General features: G+C 74.1%; 10 protein-coding genes. 5 read left to right on the top strand and 5 right to left on the bottom strand.

Annotated elements, in window-relative coordinates; translation table 11 throughout:
• Nucleotide 1 precedes the first annotated feature (1 nt).
• Nucleotides 2–1357, bottom strand: a complete 1356-nt coding sequence (locus ACFWI4_RS04300) for an arsenic transporter (protein ID WP_387190838.1) — start codon at nucleotides 1355–1357, stop codon at nucleotides 2–4.
• Nucleotides 1358–1474: 117 nt separating this feature from the next.
• Nucleotides 1475–3850, bottom strand: a complete 2376-nt coding sequence (locus ACFWI4_RS04295; protein WP_387190836.1) for a SpoIIE family protein phosphatase — start codon at nucleotides 3848–3850, stop codon at nucleotides 1475–1477.
• A 704-nt stretch (nucleotides 3851–4554) separates the two neighbouring features.
• On the opposite strand from ACFWI4_RS04295, the gene ACFWI4_RS04290 reads away from it, so the two are divergent.
• Both ACFWI4_RS04290 and ACFWI4_RS04285 read left to right on the top strand, forming a co-directional pair.
• Nucleotides 4555–6846 (top strand): RICIN domain-containing protein, encoded by a 2292-nt coding sequence (locus ACFWI4_RS04290; protein ID WP_387190834.1) that lies wholly within the window; start codon nucleotides 4555–4557, stop codon nucleotides 6844–6846.
• A gap of 455 nt (nucleotides 6847–7301) precedes the next feature.
• Entirely contained in the window at nucleotides 7302–7673 is a 372-nt protein-coding gene (locus ACFWI4_RS04285) for a hypothetical protein (RefSeq protein WP_387190831.1), read from the top strand.
• Nucleotides 7674–7758: 85 nt separating this feature from the next.
• Here the strand turns inward: ACFWI4_RS04285 and ACFWI4_RS04280 are convergent, their stop codons facing one another.
• Nucleotides 7759–8733, bottom strand: a complete 975-nt coding sequence (locus ACFWI4_RS04280) for a 2-hydroxyacid dehydrogenase (RefSeq protein ID WP_387190829.1) — start codon at nucleotides 8731–8733, stop codon at nucleotides 7759–7761.
• Nucleotides 8730–9899: a lactate 2-monooxygenase gene (locus ACFWI4_RS04275; RefSeq protein WP_387190827.1), complete on the bottom strand. Its 1170-nt coding sequence runs from the start codon at nucleotides 9897–9899 to the stop codon at nucleotides 8730–8732. The genes ACFWI4_RS04280 and ACFWI4_RS04275 overlap by 4 nt, the downstream gene beginning before the upstream one ends.
• Before the next feature lie 113 nt (nucleotides 9900–10012).
• Between ACFWI4_RS04275 and ACFWI4_RS04270 the strand changes: the two genes are divergently transcribed.
• Entirely contained in the window at nucleotides 10013–11191 is a 1179-nt protein-coding gene (locus ACFWI4_RS04270) for a PucR family transcriptional regulator (RefSeq protein ID WP_387190825.1), read from the top strand.
• 24 nt (nucleotides 11192–11215) lie between these two features.
• Here the strand turns inward: ACFWI4_RS04270 and ACFWI4_RS04265 are convergent, their stop codons facing one another.
• Nucleotides 11216–11767, bottom strand: coding sequence for a hypothetical protein (locus ACFWI4_RS04265; RefSeq protein WP_387190823.1), 552 nt, complete (start codon nucleotides 11765–11767; stop codon nucleotides 11216–11218).
• Between the two features lie 342 nt (nucleotides 11768–12109).
• Here ACFWI4_RS04265 and ACFWI4_RS04260 point away from each other — a divergent pair, with 342 nt between their 5' ends.
• Both ACFWI4_RS04260 and ACFWI4_RS04255 read left to right on the top strand, forming a co-directional pair.
• Entirely contained in the window at nucleotides 12110–12532 is a 423-nt protein-coding gene (locus ACFWI4_RS04260) for a protease inhibitor (RefSeq protein WP_387190821.1), read from the top strand.
• A gap of 271 nt (nucleotides 12533–12803) precedes the next feature.
• On the top strand, nucleotides 12804–14318 hold the full coding sequence (locus ACFWI4_RS04255) for a phosphatase PAP2 family protein (protein ID WP_387190819.1): 1515 nt from the start codon (nucleotides 12804–12806) through the stop codon (nucleotides 14316–14318).
• The last annotated feature ends 144 nt before the right edge of the window (nucleotides 14319–14462 follow it).

Genomic DNA, 14462 nt, shown 5'->3' with positions numbered 1-14462 from the left:
ATCAGCCTCCGATCACGTGGAGCGAGACCCACAGCGCCAGCACGGCCGGGACCAGGGCCGCGGGGACGGCGATCAGGCCCAGCCGGGTGAACTCCTTCAGGTCGACGCCGTGTTCGTGCTGATGCACGATACGACGCCACAGCAGCGTCGCGAGGGAACCCGCGTACGTCAGATTGGGCCCGATGTTGACGCCGAGCAGGACGGCCAGCACCGCGCCCGCGCCCGAGCCGGAGGCCAGCGGGAGCAGCACGAGGACCGCGGGCAGGTTGTTGATCAGGTTGGCCAGGACCGCGGCGATCGCGGCGACACCGAGCAGCGCCGGCAGGGAGCCGCCCGCCGGGAGGAGGTCGTCGAGGGCGCCCGCCAGGCCGTTGTCGACCACCGCGCGCACCACGATGCCGAGCGCGAGGACGAAGGCGAGGAAGGAGGGCGCGGCGGCGCGCATCACGGTGAGCGGGGTGGTGCGGCGGCGGACGAGCGCCCGTCCGGCCAGCACGAGCGCCCCCGCGGCGGCGGACCAGGCCGGGTCGATCCCGACGGCCGAGGCGAGGACGAAGCCGGCGAGCGTGCAGCCCACGGTGATCAGCGCGAACAGGGGCACGTCGGGCGGTTCCACGGTGTGCCGGGAGGTCGCGCCCGCAGCGAGGTCACGGGCGAAGAAGCGTCCGAAGACCAGGTACTCGGCGCCGATCGCCACCAGCCAGGGCAGCACCATCAGCGCGGCGAACCGGGTGAAGCTCAGGCCGCTGGCGGTGAACGCGAGCAGGTTGGTGAGGTTGGAGACCGGCAGGAGCAGCGAGGCGGTGTTCGACAGATGGGTGCAGGCGTACACGTGCGGCTTGGGGCGGGCCCCCATCCGCGCCGCCGTCGCGAACACGACGGGGGTGAGGAGCACGATGGTGGCGTCCAGGCTGAGCACCGCGGTGATCGCCGAGGCGAGCACGAACACGGCGGTCAGCAGGCGGCCCGGCTGTCCCGCGGCCCAGCGGGCCATCCAGGCGCCGCACGCCTGGAAGAGGCCCTCGTCGTCGCAGTACTTGGCCAGCACGAGGACGGCCGCGAGGAAGCCGATCACGGGGCCCAGATGGGCCGCCTCGGCGCGGACGTGGTCCCAGGAGATCGCCCCGGTGGCCAGGACCAGTCCCGCCGCGGGCACGGCCACGACGGCCTCGGGCCAGCCGAACGGCCGTACCACCGCGCAGACGAGGACGGCCGCGAGCAGGACGACGGACAGGGTCTCGGCGAGCGGGCTCGCGAGGGCCGCGGCCAGGGGGGTGCCGGTCGCGCCGGGGACGCCTTGGACGAGTGGGCTGTTCAGGATGGTGTTCCTCCGGGCGGTGATGGCGGCACCCTCCATCACATCAGACGGGACCCCGCCCGCCGGTGAACACCCTCCCCTCGCGTCGCCGCCCGTCCGGTCCACCGCCCCGGACGGACCTGTGGGCGCGCGGGTGAACCGGACCCGGGCGGCCGGTCAGTCCTCGCCGAGCAGGGACAGCTCCGCCCAGATCGTCTTGCCCTCCGGGGTGTGCCGGCTGCCCCAGCGCTGGGTGAGCTGGGCGACGAGGAGCAGCCCGCGCCCGCCCTCGTCGAACGTCTTCGCCCGGCGCAGATGGGGCGCGGTGTGGCTGCTGTCCGACACCTCGCAGATCAGGGTCTCGGCGTCGTGGATGAGCCGCAGCCGGATGGGCGGTTCGCCGTAGCGGATGGCGTTGGTGACCAGTTCGCTCACCACCAGTTCGGCCGTGAACGTGGCCGCCGTCAGACCCCAGGTCTCCAGCTGGTCGGCGACCTGCTTGCGGATCGGCGCGACGAGGGCGGGGTCCGCGGGGATGGCCCAGGTCGCCACGTCGGAGGCGGCGAGGCCCTGGGTACGGGCGAGCAGCAGCGCCACGTCGTCCGGCGCGCCGCCCGCGGGGAGCAGCGCCTTGAGGATGGCGTGGGCCGCACCCTCCAGATTCCGCGAGGACTCCTGGAGCGCCTGGCAGAACAGCCGCAGACCGGCGTCGACGTCCCGGTCCCGGCTCTCCAGCAGGCCGTCGGTGTACAGGGCGAGCACCGTGCCCTCCGGCAGGTCGAGTTCGGCCGACTCGAAGGGCAGCCCGCCCAGACCGAGGGCGGGACCGGGCGGCACGTCGATCTGCCGGGGCGGTCCGTCCGGCGGCAGCACGACGGGTGGCGGATGGCCCGCGCTGGCGAGCGTGCACCGCCGCGAGACCGGGTCGTACACCGCGTAGACGCAGGTCGCGCCCACCTCCCCGGTGATCCCCTCGGCGCCGGCCTCGGCCGACAGCCGTACGACGAGGTCGTCGAGGTGGGTGAGCAGCTCGTCCGGAGCCAGGTCGATGTCGGCGAGGGTACGGACGGCGGTGCGCAGCCGGCCCATCGTCGCCGAGGCCTGGATGCCGTTGCCGATGACGTCACCGACGACCATGGCGACCCGCATCCCGGACAGCGGGATCACGTCGAACCAGTCGCCGCCGACCCCGGCACGCGCCGCGGGCAGATAGCGCGACGCCGCCTCCAGGGCCGCCGTCCGCGGCAGGGACTGGGGCAGGAGGCTGCGCTGGAGTGCCAGCGCGGTCTGCCGCTCGCGGGAGAAGCGCCGGGCGTTGTCGATGCAGACGGCGGCCCTGGCCGTGACCTCCTCGGCGAGCAGTATGTCGTCGGCCGTGAAGGGGTCGGGCCGCCGGAACCGGCTGAGGACGACGACCCCGAGGGTCCGGCCGCGCGCCCGGACGGGCACCGACATGGTGGTGTGGACGCCGTGCTCCCGGACGTGCTCACCGCGCGGTCCGTCCCAGCTCAGCCACTCCTCCAGCGTGCCGTTCGCGTTCGGCGCGACGAGGGGACGGCCGACGATCAGCGAGTCGGCCTGCGGCGAGGACACCGGATACACGTCGACGTCGCCGGGTGCGACGACCGCTTCCGGGTTTCCCGCGTTCACCGACCGGTGGGCGGCCCGGCGCAGTGTGACCGGGGCGGCCGGCGGGCCGACGCGGTACTCGTCGCCGTTCTCCGGCGGGTCCAGCAGATCGACGCTGACGAAGTCGGCGAGCGCGGGCACGCAGACGTCGGCCAGCTCCTGGGCCGTCCGGGTGACGTCGAGGGTGGTGCCGACGCGCACGCTGGCCTCGTTGACGAGCTGGAGCCGCTCGCGGGCCCGGTACTGCTCGGTGAAGTCGTGCGCGGCCACACAGACACCGATCACCCGCCCGTGGGTGTCGGTGAGGGGGGCGATCCGCGCGAGCCAGTGGTGCGCCCGCTCCTCGCCGCCGGCACGCGCGTACGTCTCCACGGCACGGCTCCGGCCGGAGGCGAGGACCTCGGCCATCTCGCGCTCCAGGGGCTCACCGGTCTCCCGGGAGCCGATCTCGGAGGGCCGCAGTCCCCGGAGGCGCTCCTCGGGGATGCCGATCACCTCGGCCATCGCGTCGTTGAACCCGTACAGCCGCAGCCGCTCGTCGTAGACGGCCATGGCGCAGGGTGCCTGGGCGAGGAAGGCGCGGGCCAGCGGGTCGTCCGGGGTGCGGGGCTCGCGGCCACCCACCGGGGTGAGCACGAGCCAGCCGCCGCCCCCCGCACGGCGATGGGCGAGCAGCCACACGGACAGCACCCGGCCGTCGCGGTGGCGCAGGGAGAGCACGGCGTGCCGGCGGTCGCCGTCGCCGCCCGGCAGGGGAACGGTGCTTCCGGGGGCCAGGAGCTCCGCCGCCGGGCGGCCCTCGACCTCCCGCGGCGTGTGGCCGAGGAGCCGGCGGGCTCCCTCGTTCCAGTGGATCAGGGTGCCGTTCCCGTCGATGACCGCCCGTGCGGTGGTGGCCTCGTCGAGAGGGTGGACCGGGCTCATCGTCGCCACTTTCCCTTGTACGCACACTTGCGGTGATCAAGCGCGCCGTCCGGGTTCCAGACTAGTGGCTGCGCGTCGTGCGCACCGTCGAACGCAAAGGGCCCGGACAGCCATTCGTACGGACCGGGCCGGCCGGACCCGTGACGGCGTGCTCCGCGGACCCGGCGGTGGGCCTTCCCGGGGCCGCCGACCGAGGGCGGGAGGAACGGGGTCGGCGGCCGGTTTCGCGGGGGAGAGCCGCCGTCCCGCGCGGGGCCTCCGAGAAGGGCCGGTCCCAGTGGACTACGGAGCCCGGTGCGCGGGGAGCGTGCGCGAGTACCCGGAGTGCGTGAACGGTTCACACGGGGCGCATGGAATCACCGGGTGCACGGAATAGCGAAAGCCGTCGCGGCCCCGCCGAGTCGGCGATCGTTTTTGACATTCTTTCAATAAGCCTGATCTCGCCCATGCGCCTTGTTGGTAACGAGTGTGTTGTGCGAGGGTGAGCCTCCCGCGCTTGGTCAAGGGCCGGGTCTGAATCGCTGTTCGCCATTCCCGGCTGTCGACGAGCTCAAGAGGCTCCCTGAGCGACGGTCGCCGCACGGCCTTCGTCCCCCGGCCGTTTTCCCGGCGCTCCGTCAAAAGGTCCACACCAATCGGGACTCCTTTTCGACGGGCAAGCACGTCCTGTGTGCCACCTTGCACCTCGGAAGGAACCCGCTCCCGTGCGCACCCCCCACCCGCCGCTGCCCGACCGTCCGCCCGGCGGATACTTCGGCGAATCCGACGAGGAGCTCGCCGCTCTGCTGACCGGCGGGGCGGAGGCCGAGAGCACCCGTGCGGTCGCCCTGCTGACGGCCCGGCACTGGCGCCCGGCGTACGACTACGCGGTGATCTGCCTCGCCACCTCGTCGCGGGTCGCCTCCATGGTCACCGAGGCCGCCTTCCGTCACGTCCTCGACGGCCTCGCCGAGGGCGAGCAGCCGCTCGCGCTGCGGCCCCGGCTGCTCGTGGCCGTGCGGGACACGGTCCGCAACTGGGCCGCGGACGACCGGATATGCGAGGCCCTGCCCGCCCTGCGGAAACCCGCGGGAGGCCGCGGTATGCGTGCCGCGAAGTCCATGACGGCCGAAAACCGCAAGCTGGCCGAATACGCTTTCCTCGGTCTTCCGGGCGCCGCCCGATGCCTGTTGTGGCACACCGAGGTCGAGGCCGAGTCGCTGTCCGTGCCGGCGGGACTTCTGGGCCTGGACGCCGAGAGCGCGGCCGCCGCCTGGGAACAGGGCCGCGAGCAATTCCGCCAGGCGTGCCTGCGCGCCCACCGGGAACTCGCGCCGACCAGGGAATGCGGTTTCCACAACCGGCTTCTCGACGCGTCGATCCGGCGCGGCGGGGCGTTGCTGCCCGAGGTGCGCCAGCATCTGTCCGAGTGCTCCTACTGCCGTCATGCTGCGGCCCAACTCGGCCATTTCGAGGGCGAGTTGGGGATGCTGATCGCCGAGTCGGTGCTCGGCTGGGGCGCCCGCCGCTATTTCGACTCCCGTCGGGCCCGCGGGCGGCAGGCGCTGCGCGCCCGCAGTGTGTCCCCGTTCGGCGGCCGGCGGCAGCGGGGCGGTGAACGTCCCGGGCGGGGCGCCGCGCGGTTCCTGGGCGGCGGACGCGGGGCGGACCCCGGTCTCCCCGGACCTGGCGGGCCTGCCGCGGACGGCCCGCGCCCGTCCACCGGCGCGACCGCGACCGGCCGCTTCCGCAGCGCGGCGCGCCCCGGAGCCGAGGAACGCTTCGAGGACGCGCAGCGGTTCGAGGACGCGGAGCGGTTCGGAGCGGCGGAACACCTCGGGGCCGAGGAGCACTTCGGAACGGAGACGCGCGCGGGGGACGGGCTCCTTGAGAACGGCGTGCACCCCGGAGATCTCGGACAGCCCGGAGGCCTCGGGCACACCGGAGACATGGGGCACCCCGGGAACGGGCTTCCCGGAGGTGCCGGGCTTCCTGGGGTTCCCGGACAGCCGGGGGGCCTCGGTCACCCCGGAGATGGGCATCCCGGAGGCCTGGGGCTCGCCGGAGACATGGGGTACCCCGGGGGCGGGCTTCCCGGAGGTGCCGGGCTTCCTGGGGTTCCCGGGCAGCCGGGGGGCCTCGGCCACTCCGGAGAAGGGCATCCCGGAGGCTCCGGGCGTCCTGAACGGCTTGGGTTCTCCGGAGGTTCCGGGCATCCCGGAGACGCCGAGGTCGTGGAAGGCGCCGGGTTCCCCGACGGCGAGGGGGGACTTGGCGGCGAGAGGGATCCCGTCGGCGAGGGGCGTTCCCCCGGAGAGTCGCGCGCGACGGGTCGCGGGCGGGCCGGGGCGGGCGGGCGGCGTCGCGCGTCGGCCCCGTTCGCGTCGACCGGACGCCGGGCGGCGAGGCCCGCGGAAGGCAACCAGCAGGCGCTCGTCACCGGCGCCGGACTGTCGGCGGCCCTGCTGGCGACCGTCCTCGCGGTCAGCCTCTGGCCCAACGAGGAGGGCGGCACCGACCCCGCCGCGGCCATCGGCGCGAGCAGCAGCCGCACCCTGGCGCCCGGCCAGGACGTCCAGGCCCCGTCCGTGAACTCCACACAGCCGCCCGCGGCCGGTGCCCCGACCAGGCTGCGCAACGTGGACGCCGGCCTGTGCCTCGACGTCCGCGGCTCCCGGGCCGTGGAGGGCGCCGAGGCCACGCTGGACGCGTGCTCGTCCGCCGCCACCCAGCAATGGGCGTACGAGAAGGACGGACTGCTGCGCAGCGTCGCGGCCCCCGCGCTCTGCCTCGACGCGCGCGCCGACGACGGCGTCCTCCTCCTCGGCCGCTGCGCGGAGGGCGACGCGAAGCAGCGCGAGAACATGCAGTACGACTTCACCGACGAGGGCGAGGTGCTGTCCCGGGGGCGTGACGGACTGGCCGTCGCACCGGCCTCCACGGACCCCGGCGCCGACATCGTGGTCAAGGTCCGCGACTACTCCGGCATCCAGCGCTGGCGGAGCGAGCGCCCTTAGGGCCCGTCCGAACCATTCCGGGCGCATCCCCGCCCGCCGAACCGGCCCCGGGCCCGCGTACCTCCCGTACGCGGACCCGGGGCCGGCCCTTCGTGAGCACCCGGGCCACCCTCCGGCGTGCCGGGAAACGGACTCCTCGGGTCACAGGTACGACACGAAGCGTGCACGGATCATCCACCCCACGTTACGAAGGCGCCACAATGAGGCGCTCAAACAGTCCTGGGGGGGACCATGCACGCAAGAACCGCGCGCGGCCGCTCCGTGTCCGCGCACCGCGGACCCGGCTCGGCCCTCACCCGGGCCGGCCGGACGAACCGGTGCGCCCGTGAGGTCCCGTCCGCACAGGAGCCGCCTACGGGGAGCGGCATCCGGCGATCACCAGTGGGCCTACCGGCCGAACACCCCCACGGGACCGGAACGATCAAGTAGTCAGCCCGAGCAGAAGAGAAGCCCTTATGCAACGCCGTGCTGCCATCGTCGCCATCACCGCCTTGTCCGTCTCCGCCCTCGGCGCCTGCGCCGGCGCCCCACAACCCAAGAACTCCAAGTCGTCCTCCGGGTACGTGGCCGGCAGCGTCAACGCGCGCTGCACGGCGCAGGAATGGCCCCAGCCCATGCCCGACATCAAGGGTCAGGCCTTCGACCCGCTCAGCAAGGACCTCATGTGCTTCAACAACATAGAGGCCGTGGCCCCCGACGGGCATGACGTGATGAACGACTCGGGCAGCGGCCTGGGCACCTGGACCGTCGTCTCCAGCACCCCCGCGCCCGGTGCCCGCGTCCGGATGACCACCCCGATCACGATCCAGCTCCGCGAGACCGGCTGACACTCGGGCGAGGCCGGCCCCGGGCGCCCCTGTGGCCCACCCGATTCCCGGGCGGGCCACAGGGGCGACGAGGAGAGCGCCCGCGCTACGACACGACGTCCAGCGGCGGCTCGCCCGCGATGAAGGCCGCCGCGTTCTGGACCGCGGCCAGCGCTATGCGTACGAGGGTCTCGCGGGTGACACCGGCGACGTGCGGGGAGAGCACGACGTTCGGGGCCTTGAGCAACCGCAGGGCCGGGGTGGGCGGTTCGGGGTCGAAGACGTCGAGGCCCGCGCCGGCCAGCGTGCCCGCGTGCAGCGCGTCCGCGAGGGCGTCCTGGTCGATCAGCGCGCCCCGCGAGGTGTTGACGACGAACGCGGTCGGCTTGAGGAGCGCGAGCCGTTCGGCGTCCAGGAGATGGCGGGTCGCCTCCGTGAGCGGCGCGTGCAGACTGACGTAGTCCGACACCCGCAGCAGTTCATCCAGTTCGACATGGCGGGCGCCGAGCCGGGCCTCCGTCTCGGCCGACGCGCGCGTGGGCCCCGCGTACACGACGCTCATGTCGAAGGCGACGGCGCGCCGGGCGACCTCCTCGCCGATGTGGCCGAGCCCCACGATGCCGAGGGTCTTGCCGGACAGTTCGGTGATCGACTGCTGGAGCCGGGGCAGGGCCCAGTCCGCCTCGGTCAACGCGGTGTGCGCCGGCACCAGTTGCTTGGCCAGGGCGAGCATGAGGGCGAAGGTCTGCTCGGCCACGTTCTGCTTCTCGGCGCCGCTGGAGCCGATGTTGCACACCGGCACGCCCCGCTCGCGCGCCGGCTCCAGATCGACGTAGTCGAAGCCGTGACTGGCGCACTGGATCAGCTCCAGGTCCGGCGCGGCCGCGATGTGTCCGGCGGTCACCGGGCCCAGTCCGGTGACCACGACGTGGGCCTCGCGCAGCGCGACGGGGTCCTCGTCGGCGGTCTCCACGACGGTGACACGGGCCTGCCCGGGGAAGAGCGTGGCGAGCGCCGCTCCCGCCGTACGGCCGCCCACATGGGGGGAGACCACGGCGAGCACGTTCTTGACGTCGGTCATGCGTTGTCCTCGATCAGGTCGTCGGGGCCGAGCGTGTCCGGGCGGGCGTGCCCGGACAGGGCGAGGGTCAGGTCGAACTCGGCGAGCAGACAGCGGACGACGTGCTCGACGCCCGCCTGGCCGTCGAGGCCGAGACCGTAGGCGTACGGGCGTCCGAGGAGCACCGCCCGCGCGCCCAGGGCCAGGGCCTTGAAGACGTCGTCGCCGGTGCGGATGCCGCTGTCGAAGAGCACGGTGAGCCGGTCGCCCACCGCCGCCGCGACCCGGGGCAGCGCGTCGGCGGCCGCGACGGACCCCGCCACCTGCCGGCCGCCGTGGTTGGAGACCACCACGCCGTCCATCCCGGCCTCGGCGGCCTTCCGGGCGTCGTCCGGGTGCAGGATGCCCTTGAGGACGATCGGTCCGTCCCAGTTCTCCCGCAGGAAGGCCAGATCGGGCCAGGTCTTGCCGGGGTCCGCGAACATGCTCACGAAGTGCATCACGGCCGCGTTCGGGTCCTCGTGCACCGGCTTGGCCAGCCCCGCACGGAACGCCGGGTCGGAGAAGTAGTTGGCGGTGCCCACGCCGTGCAGGAAGGGCAGGTACGCCTGGTCGAGGTCGCGCGGGCGCCACGCGAGCAGCGGGGTGTCGAGCGTGACGAACAGCGCGGTGAACCCGGCCGCCTTCGCCCGGTCCAGGAAGCTGCGGGTGACCTCGCGGTCCTTCGCCCAGTACAGCTGGAACCAGCGCTCCCCGTCGCCCATGGCCTCGGCGACCTGCTCCATGGGGGTGCTGGACGCGGAGGACAGGATGTACGGCACGCCCTGCGCGGCGGCGGCCCGTGCAGCGGCGCACTCCGCGTCCGGGTGCATGATCGACAGCACGCCGATCGGCGCGAGCGCGAGCGGCGCGGGCAGCGGGCGCCCCAGCACCTCGACGGACAGGTCGCGTTCATGGACGTCCCGCAGCATGCGCGGCACGATCCGGCGCCGGCCGAGCGCCTCCCGGTTGGCGCGCGCGGTGCTTCCGTCGCCCGCGCTCCCCGCCACATAGCCGACCGGACCGGGGCCCAGCCGCTGCTCGGTGAGCTCCTCCAGCCGTGTCAGATCGGTGGGCAGCCGCGGCACGGCGCCCGTCATCCCGTTCAGATAGATCTCGTACTGGAAATCGGCCCAGTGCTTCGCCATCCGTACGTCCCGCCTCTCGTCCCCAAGACCGCGCTGTACGGGGTCGATCCTTGCGAGGGTGACAAGTCCCGTCCACCGCGGTGCGCACAACGTGCGGCTGGGATCATCACGGTGTGACAAACAAGCCGCCCGGGATCCGGGAGCGCATCCGGCAGGAGATGGTCGCCGACCCGCGGGTCGTGGAGGCGATCGTCGCGGCGGTCCACGAACAGGTCCCGGTGTACGCGGCGCTCGACGACAGCCGGCTGCCGGAGGTACGGGCCATCGCGGCCTGGGGCCTGGAGCGGCTGCTCCACCTGTGGGCCACCGACGGCACGCTGGGGCCGGCCGATCTGCGGCGCTTCCGTGGCATCGCCTCGGCCCGCGCGGCGGACGGGCGCCCGGTACGGGCCGTGCTGCGCGCCTACCGGGTCGCGGGCACCGTCCTCACCGACGAGGTCGCCGCCCGCGCGCCCCGCCTCGCCGCCGCCGACGCCTTCGCGCTGGCCCGCATGCTCCTGGTCAGCCTCGACACGCTCTCCGAGGAGATGGCCACCGCGTACGCCGCCACCAGCGAGGACCTGGCGGGTGACCGGAACCGGGCACTGCGGCTGCTGCTCGACGACCTGATCGCGGGACGGCACGCCTCGGTGGGCGCGCTGACCGACCGCTCCGCCCGGCTGGGCATCCAACTGCCGGATCCCTGCTGTCTGCTGGTGGCCGAGCAGGCCGCGGCGGACCGGCCCGATCCCGCCCACGGGACGGCGGCGGACCTGCTCGGCGAACTGGCCCCGCCCGGGGGCGAGGTGACGTCCCTGGCGACGGTACGGGGCTCACGCGCTGTCCTGCTGCTGCCGCTGGCGGCGTCGGCGCGGGTGGCGGAGGTCCTCGGCGAACGGTCCTGGCGCGGATGCGTCGTCACCGGCGAGAGCCTGGACCGGATCGCGCTGGCGCACCGGCTCGCGGCCGACGCGCTCGACACCGCCCCGGCGCACGCCCACAGGTCCGGGCACGTGCTCACCGACGCCGACGCGCAGGTCCTCGCCCTGCTCGCCGGGCGTCCGGCCGCCACGCCCGGCCACATCGCGCGGCTGGTGCTCGGGCCGCTCACCGAACCCGTCCAGGCGCATCTGCTGGACGCCCTCACGGCGTACATCGACTCGGGCTCGGCGAACGCCGCCGCGCGGGCCCTGCACCTTCATCCGCAGTCCCTGCGCTACCGGCTGCGGCGCGTGCGCGAACTGACCGGGCGTGACCCCCGCGACCCCTGGCACCGGCTCACCCTGGACATCGCCCGGACGGTCCGCGACTGAACTCCCTGGGCGGCGCCGGGCGGATCACTCCTCGTCGGCGGGTGCTTCCGGCGCCTCGGCGTCCGGGCCCTGCGCGCGGACCCGTTGCACGTGCTCCAGCGACTCGCGCAGTTCGCCCAGCCAGTCGTCGGTGTGCCGCTGCACCAGACGTACGCACCAGGCCAGGGCGTCGCTGCGGCTGCGGGCCACCCCGGCCGCGACGAGCGTGTCGAGGACCTCGCGCTCGGGCTGGCGCAGCCGGGTCATGACGGGCGCGGCGACATGGGTGAACAGGGCGCGCTGGGTGCCGCACTCCACGCCCCAGGAGACCTTCTTGCCGAAGCGGTGCTCCGCCTCGCGCGCGACCTCCATGCGCTCCTCGCGGGTCCGTTCGCGGAACTCCTGGACCCGGGACCTGAGCGCCGCCTCCCGCTCGGCGTCCGAGGCGCCCTCGGCGAGCCTCGGTTCGGGGATGCGGCCGACGACGGTGATCTCCTCGCGGTCGGCCCGCACCTCCGTCAGGCTCTCGAAGAGATCGTCGGGCAGGCGGCCGGCGAACCAGCCGCGCAGCTTCTCGCGTTGCTCCGATGTAATCATGTAATCACCATTACTCCGTCGCGATCGCGGCGCAAGGGGTGCCGGAGAACTCCGCCGAGAGCGGAAGTCGAGGCGGCATGCCGGTTCAAGCGGAATGTTTCAGGCCTATTGCTGAGCCGTGTCATTCCGGCCAGGTGGCTGTCCGCAGTTGTCGCCGGGCGCTCGGTTACTGGCCTCACCCGATCGAATTCTGTGACTTCGCGCCACTGATTCAATACTCAAAGTTACCGAAACGTGTGGGGTCGATGTGTGTTTCCTGTGCGGACTCGGCAGACTCGCGCTCGCCGAACCGGCACCGACCGAGCCGGTATCGCATTTCGATCGAGCGGAAGGATGCACACAATGCCGAACACCGCGCGTTGGGCAGCGACTCTCACCCTGACGGCCACCGCAGTCTGCGGCCCCCTCGTGGGGTCGGCCCACGCGGCCCCGTCCGGGCTCTACGCCCCCTCCGCCCTGGTGCTCACCACGGGCCACGGCCAGACCGCCGCCGCCGCGACCCCGGAACGCGCGGTGACCCTCAACTGCGCTCCGACGGCCTCGGGGACCCATCCCGCCGCGCCCGACGCCTGCGCCGAGCTCCGCGCGGTCAAGGGCGACCTCGACGCGCTGACCCCCAGAAACGGTGTCTTCTGTACCAGGTTGTACGACCCCGTGGTCGTCACCGTGGAGGGCGTCTGGCAGGGCAAGCGCGTCTCGTACGAGCACACCTTCGCCAACGAGTGCGTGAAGAACTCCTACGGGATGACGGTCTTCGCGTTCTGAGAGACCGGGATCGCGTGGCCGTCGTGAACATGGACCGGGAGCCGTAGCTGGGGAGTGCGGGACCCGTCACGAAGCGCCATGTGATTTCGCACCGAGGGCCGGTCAGACGGAGTGGGGCCGTCGACCGGCCCTCGGCATGTCCGCGTGCGCCCCGCCGCCCGGAGGCGGTAGGGATGTCACCCCGGGGGTCCGTGCGCCGCACGGCCCAGGCCCGTCACCGTCGCGAGTCACCCGGGATGCGGGCGTGGCCGACACGGAGTAGCGGTGGAGCATGGGTGCACTCCTCGACTGGGACCAGCGGCTGTTCACACGGGTGGCCACCGTACGGGTGCCCGGAGCCGATCCGGCGCTGCGGCGGCTCAGCCACGCGGCCGACCACGGCCGCCTCTGGCTCGGCACGGCCGCCGGGCTCGGCGTCCTCGGCGGCCCCGCCGGGCGCCGGGCGGCGCTGCGCGGCCTCGGTTCGCTGGCCCTCGCCTCGTTCACCGTCAACACCCTGGTGAAGTGGAGCGCCCGCCGCCCCCGCCCGCTGCTGGAGGGCGTCCCCGCGATCCGGCGCCTGGCCCGTCAGCCGCACACCACCTCCTTCCCCTCGGGACACTCCGCCTCCGCCGCGGCCTTCGCCACCGGAGTCGCCCTGGAGTCCACGCGCTACGGCGTCCTGGTCGCGCCCGTGGCCGCCGCCGTCGCCTTCTCGCGTGTCTACGTGGGGGTCCACTACCCGGGAGACGTCCTCGCCGGCGTGGCCGTCGGCGCCTGCGCGGCCGCCCTCACCTGCCGCTGGTGGCCGCCGCGCCCCGTCGTACCGGAGCCGGAGCGGCCCCCGGCACGGGCACCCGCGCTGCCGCTCGGCAGGGGACTGGTCGTCGTCGTCGACCGTCCGGCCGGTACCGCGGTGCCCGCGACGGCGCTGCACGCCCGGCGGCTGCGTGCCCTGCTGCCCCAGGCCGAGGTGATCGAGCGCGGCCCCGACGAGGACCTCGCGGAGCTGCTCGCCGCGGCGGCCGGCCGGGCGGCCGGGGCGGAGGGCGCTCTCGGGGTCTGCGGCGGCGACGCCACGCTCGGCGCCGCCGCCCGTGAGGCGGCCGCCCGGGGGCTGGCACTGGCCGTGTTCCCCGCCGGCACCGACGACCGCTTCGCCCGGGACGTGGGCGTCCACGACTTCGAGGACGCCTCCGTCGCGGTCGCCCGGGGCGAGGCGGTGTCGGCGGACGTCGGCGTGGCCCGTTCGGGCACCGGGGAGGAGACCTGGTTCGTCAACGAGTTCAGTCTCGGCCCGTACCCCGAACTCGCGCGGCTGCGCGCGCGGTTGGAGCGGCACTGGGCCGGTGTCCCGGCGGTGGCCGCGGCCCTGGTGCGGGTGCTCGGCGCCGCCCGCCCGGTCGAGCTGACCCTCAACGGCCGGCCCCGCAGGCTGTGGCTGCTCCTCGCGGGCAACGGCCGCTTCGCGCCGGAGGGGCTCGCCCCCGCCTTCCGGCCGCGTCTGGACGACGACCTGCTCGACGTGCGCCTGGTCGACGCCGACCGCGGTCTGGCCCGTACCCGCGCCGTCGCCGCCGCGGTACTCGGCACCCTGGAACACGCGCGGGTCTACGAGGCCGAGCGCGTCCCCTGGGTGGAGCTGGACGGGATCCTCGGCGCGGACGTCCCCGCGTTCGACGGTGAACCGCGCCCGGGCGCGGCCGGGCTGAGGCTGGAGAAGGAGTACCGGGCCCTCGTCGTGTACCGGCCCGTCCGGGCACGCGACGAGACGGTCCAGGAGGCGAGCGAGGCCCGGGACCTGTGAGACGGGCCCCGGGACGTGTCCGAGGAGGAGCGAGGTGGGCCGGGCCCGCCCCGGGACCGGGGAGGCGTGAGGGGCCCCCGACGCCCTGAGTGCGGCCGCCCCCCCGCCGGTCCGCCGGCGGGCACGCCCGGGGCCGCCCCCCCA

Origin of the sequence: Streptomyces sp. NPDC127038 (assembly GCF_042725875.1) — a bacterium.
In the GTDB taxonomy this organism is placed as follows: Bacteria; Actinomycetota; Actinomycetes; order Streptomycetales; family Streptomycetaceae; genus Streptomyces.
The sequence above is the reverse complement of the archived record's forward strand: the minus strand, read 5'-3'. Positions and strand labels throughout refer to the sequence as shown.

Excerpts from the sequence above, each read along its gene's own strand:
- ACFWI4_RS04300 (WP_387190838.1), bottom strand. The coding sequence starts at position 1,357 with ATGGAGGGTGCCGCCATCACCGCCCGGAGGAACACCATCCTGAACAGC.
- ACFWI4_RS04295 (WP_387190836.1), bottom strand. The coding sequence starts at position 3,850 with ATGAGCCCGGTCCACCCTCTCGACGAGGCCACCACCGCACGGGCGGTC.
- ACFWI4_RS04285 (WP_387190831.1), top strand. The coding sequence starts at position 7,302 with ATGCAACGCCGTGCTGCCATCGTCGCCATCACCGCCTTGTCCGTCTCC.
- ACFWI4_RS04280 (WP_387190829.1), bottom strand. The coding sequence starts at position 8,733 with ATGACCGACGTCAAGAACGTGCTCGCCGTGGTCTCCCCCCATGTGGGC.
- ACFWI4_RS04275 (WP_387190827.1), bottom strand. The coding sequence starts at position 9,899 with ATGGCGAAGCACTGGGCCGATTTCCAGTACGAGATCTATCTGAACGGG.
- ACFWI4_RS04265 (WP_387190823.1), bottom strand. The coding sequence starts at position 11,767 with ATGATTACATCGGAGCAACGCGAGAAGCTGCGCGGCTGGTTCGCCGGC.
- ACFWI4_RS04260 (WP_387190821.1), top strand. The coding sequence starts at position 12,110 with ATGCCGAACACCGCGCGTTGGGCAGCGACTCTCACCCTGACGGCCACC.
- ACFWI4_RS04255 (WP_387190819.1), top strand. The coding sequence starts at position 12,804 with ATGGGTGCACTCCTCGACTGGGACCAGCGGCTGTTCACACGGGTGGCC.